At 50.7% G+C, this 16,468-nt stretch carries 16 protein-coding genes and 1 tRNA gene; 6 read left to right on the top strand and 11 right to left on the bottom strand.

Going from position 1 to position 16,468, the window contains the following annotated elements:
* Window positions 1–25 precede the first annotated feature (25 nt).
* Genes ureC through SE18_RS04275 form a run of 6 tightly spaced genes read right to left on the bottom strand, consistent with a single transcriptional unit; the run spans window position 26 to window position 4,835 of the window.
* Window positions 26–1,735, bottom strand: a complete 1,710-nt coding sequence (ureC, locus tag SE18_RS04300; RefSeq protein ID WP_054533186.1) for an urease subunit alpha — start codon at window positions 1,733–1,735, stop codon at window positions 26–28.
* On the bottom strand, window positions 1,732–2,124 hold the full coding sequence (ureB, locus tag SE18_RS04295) for an urease subunit beta (protein WP_054533185.1): 393 nt from the start codon (window positions 2,122–2,124) through the stop codon (window positions 1,732–1,734). The genes ureC and ureB overlap by 4 nt, the downstream gene beginning before the upstream one ends.
* 13 nt (window positions 2,125–2,137) lie before the next feature.
* Window positions 2,138–2,440 (bottom strand): urease subunit gamma, encoded by a 303-nt coding sequence (locus SE18_RS04290; RefSeq protein ID WP_054533184.1) that lies wholly within the window; start codon window positions 2,438–2,440, stop codon window positions 2,138–2,140.
* 15 nt (window positions 2,441–2,455) lie between these two features.
* Window positions 2,456–3,319, bottom strand: a complete 864-nt coding sequence (locus SE18_RS04285) for an urease accessory protein UreD (RefSeq protein ID WP_054533183.1) — start codon at window positions 3,317–3,319, stop codon at window positions 2,456–2,458.
* On the bottom strand, window positions 3,319–4,065 hold the full coding sequence (locus SE18_RS04280; protein ID WP_054533182.1) for an urease accessory protein UreF: 747 nt from the start codon (window positions 4,063–4,065) through the stop codon (window positions 3,319–3,321). The genes SE18_RS04285 and SE18_RS04280 overlap by 1 nt, the downstream gene beginning before the upstream one ends.
* A gap of 26 nt (window positions 4,066–4,091) precedes the next feature.
* The gene (locus SE18_RS04275; RefSeq protein WP_054533181.1) at window positions 4,092–4,835 is read right to left on the bottom strand and encodes an SIR2 family NAD-dependent protein deacylase; all 744 of its coding nucleotides are present in this window, start codon (window positions 4,833–4,835) and stop codon (window positions 4,092–4,094) included.
* A 110-nt stretch (window positions 4,836–4,945) separates the two neighbouring features.
* Between SE18_RS04275 and SE18_RS04270 the strand changes: the two genes are divergently transcribed.
* The 5 genes from SE18_RS04270 to SE18_RS04250 all read left to right on the top strand — a co-directional run bounded on the left by SE18_RS04270 (window position 4,946) and on the right by SE18_RS04250 (window position 9,305).
* Entirely contained in the window at window positions 4,946–5,686 is a 741-nt protein-coding gene (locus tag SE18_RS04270) for a GNAT family N-acetyltransferase (protein ID WP_054533180.1), read from the top strand.
* Window positions 5,687–5,757: 71 nt separating this feature from the next.
* A complete protein-coding gene (locus tag SE18_RS04265) occupies window positions 5,758–6,618 on the top strand; it encodes an SDR family oxidoreductase (protein WP_160319468.1) in 861 nt (286 codons plus the stop codon).
* A 3-nt stretch (window positions 6,619–6,621) separates the two neighbouring features.
* On the top strand, window positions 6,622–7,302 hold the full coding sequence (locus SE18_RS04260; RefSeq protein ID WP_054533178.1) for a HEAT repeat domain-containing protein: 681 nt from the start codon (window positions 6,622–6,624) through the stop codon (window positions 7,300–7,302).
* On the top strand, window positions 7,299–7,682 hold the full coding sequence (locus SE18_RS04255; protein WP_054533177.1) for an HIT family protein: 384 nt from the start codon (window positions 7,299–7,301) through the stop codon (window positions 7,680–7,682). The genes SE18_RS04260 and SE18_RS04255 overlap by 4 nt, the downstream gene beginning before the upstream one ends.
* A gap of 24 nt (window positions 7,683–7,706) precedes the next feature.
* Window positions 7,707–9,305 carry a hypothetical protein gene (locus SE18_RS04250; protein WP_054533176.1) on the top strand — a complete coding sequence of 533 codons (1,599 nt, stop codon included), beginning with the start codon at window positions 7,707–7,709 and terminating at the stop codon, window positions 9,303–9,305.
* 46 nt (window positions 9,306–9,351) lie between these two features.
* Here the strand turns inward: SE18_RS04250 and SE18_RS04245 are convergent, their stop codons facing one another.
* The 4 genes from SE18_RS04245 to SE18_RS04230 all read right to left on the bottom strand — a co-directional run bounded on the left by SE18_RS04245 (window position 9,352) and on the right by SE18_RS04230 (window position 12,366).
* Window positions 9,352–9,576, bottom strand: coding sequence for a helix-turn-helix transcriptional regulator (locus tag SE18_RS04245; protein WP_054533175.1), 225 nt, complete (start codon window positions 9,574–9,576; stop codon window positions 9,352–9,354).
* Window positions 9,573–9,998: a hypothetical protein gene (locus SE18_RS04240; RefSeq protein ID WP_054533174.1), complete on the bottom strand. Its 426-nt coding sequence runs from the start codon at window positions 9,996–9,998 to the stop codon at window positions 9,573–9,575. Before SE18_RS04240 ends, SE18_RS04245 begins: the two co-directional genes overlap by 4 nt.
* A 248-nt stretch (window positions 9,999–10,246) precedes the next feature.
* Window positions 10,247–10,322: transfer RNA gene (locus SE18_RS04235), tRNA-Ile, on the bottom strand.
* 157 nt (window positions 10,323–10,479) lie between these two features.
* Complete coding sequence (locus tag SE18_RS04230; protein WP_054533173.1) at window positions 10,480–12,366, bottom strand: alpha/beta hydrolase family protein; 1,887 nt, start codon at window positions 12,364–12,366, stop codon at window positions 10,480–10,482.
* Window positions 12,367–12,504: 138 nt separating this feature from the next.
* Here SE18_RS04230 and SE18_RS04225 point away from each other — a divergent pair, with 138 nt between their 5' ends.
* Complete coding sequence (locus SE18_RS04225) at window positions 12,505–15,087, top strand: LuxR C-terminal-related transcriptional regulator (RefSeq protein WP_054533172.1); 2,583 nt, start codon at window positions 12,505–12,507, stop codon at window positions 15,085–15,087.
* A 50-nt stretch (window positions 15,088–15,137) separates the two neighbouring features.
* Here the strand turns inward: SE18_RS04225 and SE18_RS04220 are convergent, their stop codons facing one another.
* Window positions 15,138–16,466, bottom strand: coding sequence for an ABC transporter permease (locus SE18_RS04220; RefSeq protein ID WP_054533171.1), 1,329 nt, complete (start codon window positions 16,464–16,466; stop codon window positions 15,138–15,140).
* Window positions 16,467–16,468 lie beyond the last annotated feature (2 nt).

Below are 16,468 nucleotides of genomic sequence, written 5' to 3'. Positions count from 1 at the left end.
GGGTTCCTGCATACATTCCTCGCAGTTAGAATAAAAAATAGCGCTGAGCCAAGGGCAAACTGCTGGCTGGCTCGCAGGTCAATAGTTCGCCATCAGCGCGCACAGCATAGGTTTCAGGATCAACTTCAATTGTTGGTGTTGCGTTGTTGTGAATGAGATCGGCTTTTTGGACGCTCCTGCAACCACGCACCGCAGCAGTTTTCTTCTGCAAACTCAATTGTTGGCCAAGGCCTGCTTGTTGAGCCGCCGCCGAAACAAAAGTCAAACTCGTAGCCCCAATCGCCCCGCCAAAGGCCCCAAACATTGGGCGATAGAGCACTGGTTGCGGCGTAGGAATCGACGCGTTGGCATCGCCCATGGCATTCCAAGCAATCATGCCGCCTTTAACAATCAGCTCTGGTTTTACGCCAAAAAAGGCTGGCTGCCAGAGCACCAAATCAGCCAATTTGCCTGGCTCAAGCGAGCCAACCTCATGAGCAATGCCATGGGCCAAGGCTGGATTGATCGTGTATTTGGCAATATAGCGCTTGACCCGTTGATTATCGTTGCGCGCCGAATCACCAAGCAACGGGCCGCGTTGAACCTTCATTTTGTGGGCGGTTTGCCAGGTGCGGGTCACAACTTCGCCAATCCGACCCATCGCCTGCGAATCGCTCGAAATCATGCTAATTACGCCGAGATCGTGCAAAATATCTTCGGCGGCGATCGTTTCTGGCCGAATGCGGCTTTCAGCAAAGGCCACATCTTCGGGCACTTGCGGGTTAAGGTGGTGGCAAACCATCAACATATCAAGGTGTTCGGCAATCGTATTGACGGTATACGGGCGGGTAGGGTTGGTTGATGAGGGCAGCACATAACGTTCGCCAGCAATTTTGATAATATCGGGAGCATGGCCACCGCCAGCGCCTTCAGTATGATAGGTGTGGATAGTACGGCCAGCAATCGCTCGCAGCGTATCTTCTAAAAAGCCAGCTTCGTTGATCGTGTCGGTATGAATTGCCACTTGCACGTCGTATTGGTCGGCTACGCTCAAGCACATGTCGATTGCAGCAGGCGTTGTGCCCCAATCTTCGTGCAATTTTAAGCCACACGCGCCAGCCTGAATTTGCTGAATCAACGATTCTGGCTGAGCGGCATTGCCTTTGCCCAAGAAGCCAATATTGACTGGCCAAGCATCGGCTGCTTGCAACATGCGCGCCATATTCCAAACGCCTGGCGTGCAAGTCGTCGCCTTTGTGCCCGTGGCTGGGCCAGTGCCGCCGCCAAGCAGGGTGGTCACACCATTCGAAAGCGCTTCGGGAATTTGGCCAGGCGCAATAAAGTGAATATGGCTATCAATCCCGCCAGCAGTGACGATCAGATGCTCGCCAGCGATCACCTCGGTATTCGCGCCAACCACCAATTCGGGGTCAACTCCGGCCATCGTGTCGGGATTACCAGCCTTGCCAACTTTGACAATTCGACCTTGTTTGATCCCAATATCGCCTTTGACGATGCCCCAATGATCGATGATGATCGCATTGGTGATGACTAAATCAAGTACATTGTGGGCGCTACTACTTTGGCCCATGCCATCGCGAATCACCTTACCGCCGCCGAAGGTAATTTCATCGCCATAATGGGCAAAATCGTGCTCAATCTCGATAATTAATTCAGTATCAGCCAAACGCAGGCGGTCGCCTTTGGTTGGGCCATACAAATCGGCATAGGTTTGGCGCGGAATCCAAAGGCTCATTCCAAATCTCCTTGCGGGCGATGGCCAAATTGCTGCTGCTGGGCAGCACTGAGGCTTAGTTGTACTTGATCAGCTGCATCTAAGGCACCGTTGACCAAGCCATTATGGCCATAGATCTGGCGTGAGCCAGCAAAAGCCACCAAATTGACGATTTTGCTATCGCCTGGCTCGAAACGCACCGCCGTGCCCGCAGGAATATTGAGATGCATCCCATAGGCAAGCCTACGATCAAAGACTAAAGCCCGATTGACCTCGAAAAAGTGATAATGGCTGCCAACCTGAATTGGCCGATCGCCAGTGTGGGCAACGAGGATTTCGCAGGTTGCACGGCCAAGATTGGCAGCAATTGCCTCGTTTGGTTGATCGATTAAATATTCGCCTGGCTGCATTCGCGGCTCCTGTTTAACGAATTGGGTCGTGCACAGTCACAAGTTTGGTGCCATCAGGAAAGGTTGCCTCAACTTGCACCTCGTGAATCATCGTGGCAACGCCATCCATCACATCATCAACGCTCAAAATCGTCGTGCCATAGCTCATAATTTCGGCGACGCTTTTGCCATCGCGGGCTGCTTCCAGCAATTCGGCGCTGATAATCGCCACCGCTTCGGGGTAATTCAGCTTGAGGCCACGCGCCTGACGCCGCCGCGCCAAATCGGCGGCCACCACAATCAGCAATTTTTCTTGTTCACGCGGAGTTAAATGCATTGATTAAGCCTCGTGCTAATAAATTTTGCGCGGCAGATTCGGGCTTGTGCCATACAAGGCTTGTTTGGCAAAGCGCCAATATTCAAATGCCGTCGCCAGCAGATCGCGGCTGTTGCTGCTGAGGCCGCGAATCACCAAGCCATGAGCAGCCAAACAACTCACGCCCCACAAACAGCGACCAAGCTTGGTTTGGCTCGCAGCAAACGCCATTAATTCGGCTTCGAGGGCTTTCCACAGGCCAGCATCCAGCCCAACCCGACAGATGTAGCCCGTAGCCAAATAGCTGTAGTTGCCAAAATACAATGGATTATTGAGCTGTTGCAGGCTTGGTTGCAAACGCATGCGATCAAGCAATAATGGCCGACCCAAGGCATAAATATCGCAATCCAAACGCAGCCGGCGATAAGCAAAGCGCTCGCCATAGGCTTCGCGGCCAGGCGCAAGAAATTCCCACCAACATAACCCAGCATCATCCGCCAAATCGATGCGGGTCTGTTGCTGATACACACTCTCAGCAAATGGAATCGTCGTATCTGGCCAATATTCCAACAAGCTATGTTCGGCCAAATTGGCCTGCACCGCTTGATAAGCCACTTGCTCGCCATCGCTGCGATAGATTCGCGTTGAGCTGGTGGTGGTTAGTTGGGCTTTGGTTGAGGCGGCTAAATTGATTGTAGTAGTCAGCTGATCGCCCGCCAACACGCCGCCAGCAACATTATGCAAATGCACAAAACTGGTGCCATCAGCCAGCCCAAAATCGCGCACAACCTGCAATGGTGGCCGATGTTCGCGCACCATCAAACGCGTGCGTTGCTGCTTGAGCGTAAAATCGAGCGCCAAATGGCCATGCATGCGCTCAAGGCGCGACAGTGTTTGCATCAACTTATAAACAGGCGCGTCCCCAACAAGGGGTGACGCATACTCGCACCATCTAAGCCAATGCTGCATGGTACGAGGTCGGCAAACGAGGTGCTTGGGGTTTGAGCAACCACCGCTTGAATGCTTGGATGCAACTGCCATAACAATTGCTGGGCCTGCACTTGGCCAAGCGGCAAAATTTTTTGGCAGGCCAAAATTAAACTTAATGTCATTTGTTGCAATAAGGCTACAAGCATGGCCTCGGCCTCAATTCTCAAGCCAGCTGCAACCATGCCAAACACACAGCTATGGTGAGTTTCGATCTGCTGGGTTTGGGCGAGGCTACTGGCTTGATGCCAACGTGGCAAGGGTTCTAGTTGCAAGGCCAAACTTAACAAACGTCGACCAAGCACAGCGCTAGCATGACGGCTCTCGCGGGCTGGCTTGAAGGCCGCTGCCTGATCGTTCAAATCGAGCCAAGCCTGATCAAATGCACTCACATCAGCCAATCGCCAAGCCTGATAGGCCAAATAGGCTTCAAGTTGGCCGCTCTCCTGCACAAAGGCGTGCAGAAACTGGCCGAGGCCAGCCACGCCAAGTTGGCCCTCGGCCACCAACGATTCAACGCCATACGAATGGGCGGTTGAGCCAATTGGCAAGGCGCTATCGGCAAGTTGCAATAATTTGAGTTGGGCCAAAGCAGGGTTCAGCATCATTACGCCAGTATAGCCGAGCCAAAAATCGCCACCACTAGGCAAACTATCCAAAACCTATTCGAGCAAATTGCACAAACTTAGGCCTCAGGCCAGGTTGCAGCAACCAAGGCTGGCAATAGTTGCGCTGCTGGGCCACGTAAACGATGGCGCGCATGGCGGCTCAACGGCGTATCCTCAAGATTCAGGTCGATCAAACGGGCACGATGCGCTCGGGCTGTCATCGGAAAGGTCGCTGCTGGGGCAACCAAGCCCGATGTGCCAATTGCCAAAAATACATCACAGGTTTGGCTAGCGAATTCAGCCGCCTGAATCTTGGCAAGATCCAAACGTTCACCAAACCAAACCACATCAGGGCGTAATGGCGCACCACAAACCGCACAAAGCGGCAAATCTGGCTGATCAGGCCAAGCTGAAATACCATGATCACCAGCACTACACCGAATAGTATCAATTGTGCCATGCAACTCGATCACATTGCTTGAGCCAGCTCGCTGATGCAGAGCATCGATATTTTGGGTAATCAGTGTGACACTTGAGATATGTTGCTCAAGTTGAGCTAAAGCAACATGACCTAAATTGGGCTGAACAGCCAAAATCTGTTGGCGATGGGTGTGATACCAACCCCAAACTGCTTGCGGTTGCTGCAAATAGCCCGCCAAACTTGCCACTTGTTCAATCTCAAATGTGTTCCAAAGTCCAGTCAAACTATCACGAAATGTTGGGATGCCACTCTCTGCCGACATCCCCGCTCCGGTCAAAATTGTGAGCGAACGGGCTGCCCGCAAGGTTGCAATCAGACCCTGATCAAATAGTTCAGTCATAGATTCCCTCGTTAGGCCGATCAAGAGCCAATAAACCTAGTATAAGATGCAATTTGGGCCTTTGGAATAGAGTATTTCCATCGTTTAAGTAATTATTGGGGAGCAGAACCATGCAGCGCAAGCACGCCTTGGAAATTTTTATGAACGGCGAGATTGGGATTGCTAGTGCTGAAAATCGCTCAAATCGCCAGCAATTGAATGGCCTCAACATTCTGCATAGTGATGATGTTTGGAATCAGCAGCGCCAGATTGCTGATGAGGCGATTGTGCAAACCCATTCGCCTGCGGAGGTGCTTGCGCTGCTTGCAGCCTACCAGCCAAGCACCGATCATCGCATTACGCTCGTTGATCGGCCAGCAAGCGAGCATGCCACCTACCACGCCGCAGGCTATCGCCATAGCTCAAGCGAAGTGCTGCTTGCCCGCTCGCTCAACGATGTGCCAGCGTTCGAGCCGCGCTATTCAATAGCCCAAGCTACAACCATCGCCGAGATGGAATGGCTCAACACGCATGATCCAGCCAAGCGAGCTTGGATCACGGCCACTCGCCTGCATGAGCCACGGCTACGCCATAGTTTTATTCTGCTTGATGCTGAGGTGGTGGCGCGAGTGCGGGTTTGCCAGGTTGATCCAGCGCATAGCTATGTGACAAATTTATATACTGCCCCCAACTATCGGCGGCGTGGGATTGCTCAGGCGCTGATGATCGCTGTTTTGCAGCAAGCAGCAGCGCTTGGCGAACATTGGAGCGTACTTGTAGCCTCCGAGGCTGGCCTACCACTCTACCAAAAATTGGGCTATCAACCACAGGCAATCCTCACGGTTTTTGAACCAGTAGCATCAAGCGCCTAAACTAATAAGCACGTTTGCAATGCTTGCAGGCTCGGCTACAATAGGATCATTATTTTAGCACTGGTATGCCAATGGGTCGCTTATTAATTACCGGAGCATCGGGCTATCTTGGTCAGCGAGTTGCTTATTTTGCTCAGCAGACAACAATTTGGAATAAAATATATAGCCAGAGTTGGCGCAACCCAGCCCTTGCAGGCGAGCATGTGGCCTGCGATTTGGCGAATCAAGCCCAACTCCAAGCTCTGCTTGATCGCATTCAGCCAAATGCAATTATTCATACAGCAGCGGTCACGCCAGCCATGGGCGCTGCTATGACCAACGAGGCTTTGTGGGCAGTAAATGTGCAAGCTACAGCCACGTTAGCAGCGTGGGCGGCTCAGCATGAGGCGCGCTTTGTCCATGTTTCTTCGGATGCAGTTTGGGGTGGACGTGATACGGCGTATACTGAAAGCGATGTGCCAGCACCAATCCATCCGTATGGCGCATCGAAGGCAGCAGGCGAGGCGCTGGTGGAAGCGCTAAACCCTGCGGCAGCGATTGCTCGCACCTCGCTATTGTACGGCCAAAACCCGCTTGACCCCAATACCACTATGGCTTTAGCAATGGTGCGTGGCGAGCGAGATGGGGCCTTATTTACCGATGAAATGCGTTGCCCTGTCTTTGTTGAAGATGTGGCCCAAGCCTTGCTTGAACTTGCACAACAACCAAGGCTTTATGGTATATTTCACCTTGTAGGCCCACAAATTCTCAGTCGATTTGAGCTTGGCCAAGCCTTGCTCGCGTGGAATGGCATTGATTCCACTGGTTTGCCCGCTGGCAACACAAGCGCCAGTGGCTTACGTCGCCCATCGCGGGTTGTCGTCGATAATCGCGCAACTCAATCGCAACTTAGCACTATTCTTCGAAGCATTGATGATGTCACAAGGAGGTGACGCATGGAGCGCACACCTGAATCGATCGTTCAATTAGTCGCCGATTTGCAACACACCGATGAGTTTGTGCGTTCGCAGGCGGCGTTTACCCTTGGGTTATTCGGCGAGCCAGCCGTGCCATTTTTGATTCCACTGTTGCGCTCGCCACAGCGCGAAATTCGCATGCGCGCAGCATGGACGCTGGGCGTCATCGGCGCTGGCGCCGTGCCTGCCTTGCTCGACCTGATGGAGCAAAAAAACCGCCAATTACGGATCGAGGCAATTCGCATCTTAGGCGTCATTGGCCAAGCGCGGGTATTCAATCATTTATTGATTGCATTAACTGATTTTGACCCCGAAATCGCCGCCAGAGCCGCTCGCTCGCTGGGCAAAATTGGCGATCCACGGGCATTTCATGCCTTGGTGCTGGCCTTGCGCCACCCAGATAGCGATGTGCGCTACGAAGCTGCCGTGGCTTTGGCCGCGCTGCATGTTCCCGATTCAATCACCCATTTGCAAGAAGCGCTGCTCCACGAAGATCCACGGATTGAAACAACTTGGGGTACGTCAGTGCGCGAGGGGATGGTTCGGGCCTTAGAAGAAGCAGAAAAACCCCACGATCATAGTTTGATCGAAGCCTTAATGCGGCTTGGCGATATGTTAAAATCCAACGAAGATGACGAAGCGGATGAGGAAACGCCATGAATGCTTGCCCATTTTGCGATCCCGCCACCCTCGAAATCGAAACCATGCTCGAAAATCGCTTGTGCTACTTTCTGCAACAACCCGATAAAGTCCTCGCTGGTTCGGGCGTGATTATTCCCAAACGCCATTGTCCAACCCGCCACGACATGGATCTTGATGAATGGGATGCGATGCAAGACATGCTCAACCTCGTCAAAATTTTCATCAATATCAGCCATAAACCACTTGGCTATACAATTGGCTGGAATTGCGGCGAGGTTACTGGTGTGGTCATTCAGCATGTGCATATGCATATTATTCCCCGCCTCACCAATGAGCTAATGAATGGCACTGTCCATTTCAACCTCAAATCAACTGCTACCAAGCGTTTCGACAATTAACAACCAACAACGTCAGGAGGTTGTATGTCTAGGCATGCCTTGCGGCGATTCGCGCTCGTTTGCTTGCTATTGGGATCGGTTTCAGGGCTTGGGGCCAATTATTTGCCGCCAAGCAGCACCTATTTGCCAGTTGTGATGGGCAATTCCGAGTTTACGGCAAATACGTTTGTACCAAGTTATTCAGCACTTTTTCAATTTGGGCTTAATCCTGGTTATTATGGCAACGGCTGGGACGATCAGAAAATTTATGCAATTGGCGCTGATGCTGGTGCCCACAGCGCGCGAGCTTCGCTGCCCGATAGTTTTATTGGCCAATGGGGCGCAGCAATTCGGGTTCCAGTTTTTGAGTATATTTCCACGACGCTCAATTTTCGCGAAAACACGGTCTTTTTAGGCGAACCACGGGCAGCTTGGCGCGATTCGGCCAGCTATTTCAGCAGCAATGGCACGCCAGTGCAGAGCAAGCTTTGGCAAGGCATGTACGAGCCAATTTGGGATAATGGCGAGAATGGCACACCAGTCAACGATGCAAATACATTTGCCGTCTATGCATGGCAGATTGCCAGCACCTATGGCAAATATATGCGCTTCTATGAGATTATCAATGAGCCAGATTATACTAGCAGCCCCAGAGCCTATGCCAACCCCGGGGCAAGCGGCGGTAGCTGGTGGGATAGCGCACCAACGCCGAATGAATTACCAAATCTGAACGCACCAATCTATAACTACATTCGTTTATTACGCATTGCCTATACTGTGATCAAAAAAACTGATCCCGATAGCTATGTTGCACCAGGTGGGATTGGCTATGCCTCATTTTTGGATGCCTTGCTGCGTTATAGTGATAATCCTGATGCGGGCAAAATTACCAGCCAATATCCATTAACTGGCGGAGCCTATTTTGATGCTCTGAGTTATCATATTTATCCACAATATGGTGGTTCATATTGGGATAATAACGCAGGTGGCTTTGTCTATGCGCGCCATAGCGACCGCATGAGCCAAGTTTTCCAAGATCAATATTATGGAATGAACCAAACCTTGGTCAATCGCAACTATAATGGCACAAACTTTCCCCGTAAACCAAGCATTATCACTGAAACCAATGTTTCGCGCAAAGCCTTCAATAATTATGCAGGCGGCGAGGAAATTCAGCGCAATTACTTAATTAAGGCGATTGTCAAAGGGCAGCAGCTTGGTATTTTACAAATCTATTGGTTTGCAACTGGCGAAGGCGCAGATTATGCAACCGCCCAAGATGAATATCAATTAATGGGATTTTACGAAAATCTCAAACGTGATGCGCCAAATAGCCAAATTATGACAAGTGAAGGGATTGCAAACCGCACAACCTACAATCAATTGTATGGCTGGCGCTACGATGCAGCAGCCACGACAGCGCTTAATTTGCCCACGAAGATCGATGGCGCGGCCTTTCGCAAAAACAACCAACTGCGCTATGTGCTTTGGGCCAAAACCACGCTTGATCGCAATGAAACTGCTAGCGCAAGCATTAACCTGAGCGGAACCTACAGCAAAGTAACGTGGAATGGCACAAGTAGCATAATCAGCGGAAGCAACATCCAACTTACTGGCGCGCCTATTTTCTTAACCCCACAATAATGCACAAAATGCAGCACCCTTGCAATCAAGGGCGCTGCCTCTTTAATTAATCAGCCTGCTCGTCAACTTCCCACTGAAAAACCTCTTCTAAGGGAACCTTAAACACGTAGGCAATGCGAAACGCCGCCTCAAGCGATGGTGAATATTTGCCAGCCTCGATGGCGGCAATTGTTTGGCGAGTTACGCCAATATACTGGCCAAGCTCAGCCTGCGACATTTCGCCATGCTGAAAGCGCAATAGGCGAATTCGATTGACAAGCGTTGCTTTCATGCCCGCTGCCAGCGATAGCTCAGCACAACAATGCTGCCACACACAACCTCTGCAAGCACAATCATCAATAAGGCGCTATTAACCAACGTCCAACCGCTTTGATTGAACGGCATAATCATGCCTACAATAAGCATGCCAGCCATCAATACATAGTAGGCAGCGGTAATGGAACGCTGAGAAATTGCCCGATCGCGCTCGTCGGGCGGCATGCGGTCGGCCTTGGGTACGTTGTAGTGCAAATACAGATAGCCACCTCCAAGAATCAGCATGCGAACCACGCTAGCAATGCCAAAGAAGCCTAGTTGGCTCAAATTGGGCAATGTATTATCAGGCGGCCAAAGCAACGTCATACCAAAATAAGGGCCAAACGCCACTGCCAGCGCAATCAATGAGAGCCACGCGGTTTTTTCACGATATGCCATTGAACACTCCTCCAAGCTAGTTCAACTGATTGATGTTAAAAAAACTATACATCATGTAAATCATTCTTGTCAATATGTATAGAATAGTTAACATCAAAACAAGCCATCTAGGAGCGATGTTGGGCAGCAGGTTTTTATGCTAACGCTTATAAGCCAGCGGATTGCCTGGCCGTAAGCTATATTTAAATGTTAGGTATAGAATTGGTACTGGGTGCTAAAATTTGGGAGCTGTGGTGAGCGGAGGTTGATGGTGGGCCATGAGGGATTCGAACCCCCAACCAAGCGGGTATGAGCCGCGTGCTCTAACCGTTGAGCTAATGGCCCTTCTCACCGGAGTGTATAGTACCATATTTTTCAAATAATGGTGCAATATTTCAAGTACCCATTCAGGGGAACGCAAAGACGAAACCCTGCGTTCCCCTGAGTGGAGTCTAAATGTTCTACTACTTCAATCCTAACCCCTGAATCCTGACCCCTACTTCTAGAGATACTGACTAAAAAAGTCGGTGATGCGGTTGTAGCAGGTCACTTTATTGGCATATTTCAACACATCATGGCCTTCATCATTGAATAACAGATAATCGACGTTTTTGCCCAGGGCTTGCAATTCGTGCACAACCTCGCGTGATTCCTGCTCGATCACCCGTGGATCGTTGGCGCCTTGGGTTACCAACAAGGGGCAAGCCAAATTGTGAATGTAGGTTTTTGGCGAGCGCTCGACCAAGAAATCTGCTTCGGTTACAGGATCGCCAACTTGGGTTGCCATATAGGCCTTCCATGTTTCAGGCACGCGGGCCGAGAAGGTGTGTAGATCATAAGGCCCAAACATATCGATTCCAGCTTGCCAAAGCTCTGGATGCCGCCCAAGCAAGGTTAAGGTCATAAAGCCACCATACGAACGGCCCATCACTCCAGCACGTTTGGTATCGATCAAGGGATCATTGGCAAGCACCTTGGTCATAGCATGCACATGATCAAGCCGATCCTGGCCGCCCCAATCGTGAGTAACTTGGTTCATATAATTAAAGCCATAGCCGCTACTGCCGCGCACATTGGGCACAAACACTGCAAAGCCTTTCAAGGTCAAAAATTGAATCAATGGCATCGAGAACCAGGCAAAATCAGGCCGTTCTTGGCCTTGCGGGCCGCCATGGATGTAATAGACCAATGGACGTAGGCCTTCGTAGCCCAAAGCTGGGGCTGGGCGATACAGCCGCGCAGAAATCCGCAAGCCATCGTGCGAGTTGAATGAGGCATCTTCGCCAGCTGATAAATGCTCGACTGGAATGCCCAAAACCCGTTCGTTGGTATGTTGTTGCAGCTCTTTACTGGAGTTGATCGTGTAGATTTGGGTTGGGGCGATTGCGGTCGAGAACGAAAGCGCAAAGCTATCGCTATCTGAATCATAGGCAATTGATTCCAAAACACCATTATCAAGCGGCGCTTGCCCACACAAGACATTGCTAACCAGCATGCGCTTGTTTGCGAGATCAAGTTCAGCTTCGTAACACCACGAACAGCCATCGATGTTGTAGCCAAGCACGTAGCGCTGCTCGCTGAGCTTGGTCAACCGATCAAACTCGCCTTGACCAGTGTGAACCAAGCCTTCAATCGTAACTGCATCTAAGCTTTGCGAGCCATCAAGCCGCAACAATGCCAAACTGTAGCAATCATCAAACAAGCTGGTGCTAAACAAAGCATAATCAGCATTGACCCATTCTGCAAAACCCATACCATTTGGCTCAATTGTGGTTGTGCGTTGTTCCATGGGCGTGCCAAAAATAACACTGCGCTCGGTGCTACCCAGCTGTTGCCGATAAACCACCGTATCGCCAATACCATAAGCATCAACGGTCACAATCGTTTGTTGATCGGGCGAGGAAGTGGCATAGAATGGGCCTTCAGCGGCGGTAGCGAGTAAGGTTGCGCTGTTCTCAAGCACATTAATTTGATAGCCGCTAAATTCAGGCCGCGTGCGTGAACTAGCCGTCAAATAACCAATCCCAGTTTTAAGATCAATTTTGGCAAGGTTGGTTTGCATTCCGGCAAATTGATCGCCGAAAATCAGCTCAGGGAAGCCCCCAGTGAGGGGAATACGCATTGGCTGGTAGTTTTCATCACCATCTTGATCAATCATAACCACAATTTGATTATATTCGGCCAGCACGACAAACGATTTACCATCCATATGGTGTGGCGTTTGCAAGGCAATATTTGGTGGCAACAGTGGCTCAGGCACACTCCCAGTCAGCAGCATTCGATACAAACTCAAGCGACCATTCAAATCGCTAATAAAATACAAATACTCGCCCGAGCGTTGGGGCACAACAAATTGACGGGCGGCAAGCAAGGCTTCGATGCGCGGCATTTCTTTTCACTCCTTGGTAACAGCAAGTTTGAGGCTATTGTAGAGAAATCACAGCAATCCAGCTTCATTCAAAAGGTGTAGCCACAAGGTGTAGTTGGCTATGGTAGACTAAAAAGACAGGTGTTGAGGGATTTTCACATGCTCCAACTCATTCAAACTAAATTAGTTGTCCCACCACCGCGTGAACGAGTCGTCAAGCGTTCGCGGTTATATCAACGGCTTGACCATGGGCGTAAACAACGGCTTACCTTAATCAGCGCACCAGCAGGCTTTGGCAAAACAACTTTAGTCAGCGCCTGGCTGCACGCCAACAATCAAACCCGCAACGTTTGGCTAACCCTCAATGATCACGATAACGATCCCTTACGCTTTGCCCAATATGTGCAACGTGGTTTTCAGGCCCAACTACCACAATTCAATTGGCAATGGCTCGAAATGATGGGCCATCAGGTTGTGATTAATTTGATCACAACCCTGATTAATCAACTGCACGAGCAAAGCGAGCAGTGGGTGCTGGTGCTCGATGATTATCAAATGATCGATCATCCAGTGATTCATGAAGCCATCAGCACCTTGATTGAGCATTGCCCACCACAATTACACATTTTATTGACGTGTCGCCAACAGCCAAGCTTGCCTTTAGCCCGTTGGCGCGCCCGCAATTGGCTGACCACGCTTGGCGTAAACGATTTGCGTTTCACCGATAACGAAGGCGGCGAGTTTTTGCGCGACGTGATGCATATGCGGCTCAATCAGCAGGTTGAAAGCCAAGTCTTGCAACAAAGTGCTGGCTGGATTGCAGGATTACAGCTCGCAGCCTTAGCCTTATCCGAAGCGCCCAACCCTGAACAAGGCCTCCGCGCACTCAATTCGGGCCAAGCAAGCGATATTAGCGTCTATTTGTTGGAAGAAGTCTTTCAGCAACAACCAACGTCGGTTCAGCAAGCCTTATTGGCCTTAGCTCCGCTAGAGCGCTTTAATCGTTCGCTAGCTGAGTTTATTCAGCAGGCCTTAGCGCTCGGTCCAAGCCAGCTTGAGCCAATTATTGAGCGCCAATTGTTTATCGGGGCGCTTGATCAAGAGTGGTGGCAGTTGCACCCGCTGTTTCGCGATTTTCTGCTGCAACATGCCAGTTTGGTTGAACCAGCGCTGCGCAACAAGGTTTTAGCGCTAGCAGCCCAATGGTGTGGTGAGCAGCATTATATTCACGATGCGATGCATTATGCGTTGCAAGCTCAAGCCCATCAATTGGCCGCAACCATTCTTGCGCCTTGGGTTGGCCAATTTGTGCGTGAAGCAGCATTTTATACCTTGCGACCATGGCTTGATCAACTGCCAACCCATGTGATTTGGAACGAGCCACGTTTGTGCATTGCCCAAATGTGGATTTTGATCACGCTGCGTAATGGCGAAGGCGTTCAAGGTTATATCGAACGGATTAGCCAATTGGTCGATAGTAGCGAGCCAAATCCCTTGGCGGCGGAAGCCTTGGCCTTAGGCGCGTTAGCCGCCACGATTACCTCGAAATTGGAGCAAGCAACCTTGTGGGGCGAACAAGCCAAGCGGCTCAATACCAGCAATGATCCGGTGATTCAGGGCGTCATGACCTTTTGTTTGGCGGTTGTCGCCCATTTTCAAGGCGATGCAGAACAAGCGGAAATGTTCTATCAGCAAACCGAAACCTTGGGTCAAACAATCAACAGTCGCTTTTTAGCAACCGTCGGCGCGGTCAATCGGGCAGGCTTATTGGCCGATTTAGGCCATTTTAATCGGGCTGAACAATTGTGTTTGAGCTTGATCGAACAATCGCAAGCCTTGCCAGCGCCGCGCCCGTTTATGGCTGGCATGTATTGGATGCTGGCTCGAATTTATCACCAGCGCAATCAATTGGCCGAAGCCATGGCCGCAACCGAACAAAGCCTCATTAACAGCAAAGCAATGGACAATCGCTATATGTGGTGTGTTGCTCAAGCCCAGCGCGTGGCAATTTTGCAATCGCTCAACGAGTATCCCCAAGCCTTGCAAGCGCTGCAACAGCTTGAAGAGCAAGCAATTGATCAAGAGAGCGAAAAGGTGCGGCTGATTATTCAACAAACCCGCTGCCTGATTGCGCTCGAACAACACGATTTGAGCCAAGCAGCCCAGTGGTTGGCTTTAATTAACACCAACCAAGAGGAAATCAACAATCCAAGCAATCAATGGCTTGGTGCTGTATTAGCCTTACATCAAGGCGCGTTTGCTCAGGCCAGCGAGCTGCTTGCTAAAGCTCTAGCAACTGCCGAGCGGATTAATTATGTACCATTGTTGATTAGCATTCATGCAACTATCGCCATGGTTTTAGCCCGTCAGGGTCAGTTGCCCAAGGCAATTGCTCAATTGCAGCATGCCTTGGCAATCGCCGAGCCAGAATCGATTATTCAACCGTTGCTTGATTTGCATGCTGGCTTGATTCCCTTGTTGCAGCAATTGCCAAGCAGCCCCATGGTTGTGCGCTTGCTGCACCATAATCGGCTTGATACTGACGATCTGGCGATTACGCCGCGCGAGCACGAAATTTTGCGCTATTTGGCAGCTGGTTTGGGCAATCGGGCAATTGCTGAAGCCTTGGTGATTGCTGAAAGCACGCTCAAACGCCATATTAGCAATTTGTATCTCAAGCTCGATGTGCATAATCGCACAGCAGCAATCGTTAAGGCCCGCGAGCAAGGACTGATTGATTAAAGTGATTTCCTCACCCAGCACCCGCCATATGGGCGAAGGGTGAGGAAAATCTATTCGTGGCGCAAGGCATCGATTGGGTTCAGTTTTGCGGCCCGTTGGGCTGGGTAAATGCCGAAGAATAAGCCAACCCCAAGCGAGAAGCCAATTGCCACGCCCACGGTTTGCAAATCAATCGGCGCATCGAGCACGCCAAGTTGGGTGACAACAATTGGAATAATGCTGCCAAGCAGCAGCCCAATCATACCGCCCGTCATACTCAACACTGCGGCCTCAACCACAAATTGCATCAAAATATGATGGCTGCGGGCGCCTACCGCTTTGCGCAAGCCAATTTCACGGGTACGCTCGGTCACACTCACCAACATAATATTCATAATTCCAATCCCGCCGACCAGCAGCGAAATGCCTGCGACAGCTGCCAAAAACAGAGTCATCATCGAGGTAATGGTGTTGAGTGTGCCCAAAATTTCAGCTTGGTTGATGACATTAAAATCATCAGCACTGCCATCAAGCTTAAGGTGATGGCGCTCACGCAGCAGCATGCTCACCCGCGATTGCAAGGCATCAAGATCGCTGGCATTAATCGCTGAAAGCGTAATCGAGCCAACCCGATAGCCATTACCATCAGGCGTGCGCGCATTGAATAAGCGTTTTTGAGCCGTAGTAATTGGAATATAGGCCCGATCGTCTTCTGAGCCAAAGGCGCTCCCGCCTTGTGGTGTAAGCACCCCAACCACCCGCAAACTTTGATTATTGATTCGCACGGTTTGGCCTAAGGCTTGGCCATTACCAAATAGATCTTTGGCCAAAGTTGAACCCAGCACAATCACCGTATTGGCGCCTTGCAAATGCTCGTCAGTAATAAAACTGCCTTGCTGCATGGTCAAATTATTAACCACTTGAAAAGCCGGCGTAATGCCAATAATCTGGGCATTTTTATCAGCAGATTTGGCTACGATTTGCGCGTTTGAATTGAGCTGCGGAGCCACCCCAATCACTGGCAATTGCAAAGCTTCAATCGCCTTGGCATCGTCCATGGTTAGGTTTTGGGCGGCGGTTGCATTGCCAGGCCCGCGATTTTGCGAGCCAGCAGAAATTGTCAGAATATTGGTGCCAATCGCTTCAATTTCGCCAGTAATCGAAGCGCTCGCGCCATTGCCTAGTGCCAACAGCGAAACTACCGAAGCCACGCCAATAATCACGCCCAACATCGTCAACAACGAGCGTACTTTATTGGCCAGCAAGCTGCCAAACGAAATTCGCACAACTTCCCAGAGGCTGCCAAAGCCACTCGAACTGGCAGCAATCGGCTGAAACAAAATGCTGTCGGCAGCAACAGGGGCCGATTCAGGGGCAGCATGCACATCAAGCGTTGTCATCG

The organism is Herpetosiphon geysericola (assembly GCF_001306135.1).
Lineage (GTDB): Bacteria > Chloroflexota > Chloroflexia > Chloroflexales > Herpetosiphonaceae > Herpetosiphon > Herpetosiphon geysericola.
Note: the sequence above shows the minus strand (reverse complement) of the source record. Positions and strands in the feature narration are given on the sequence as shown.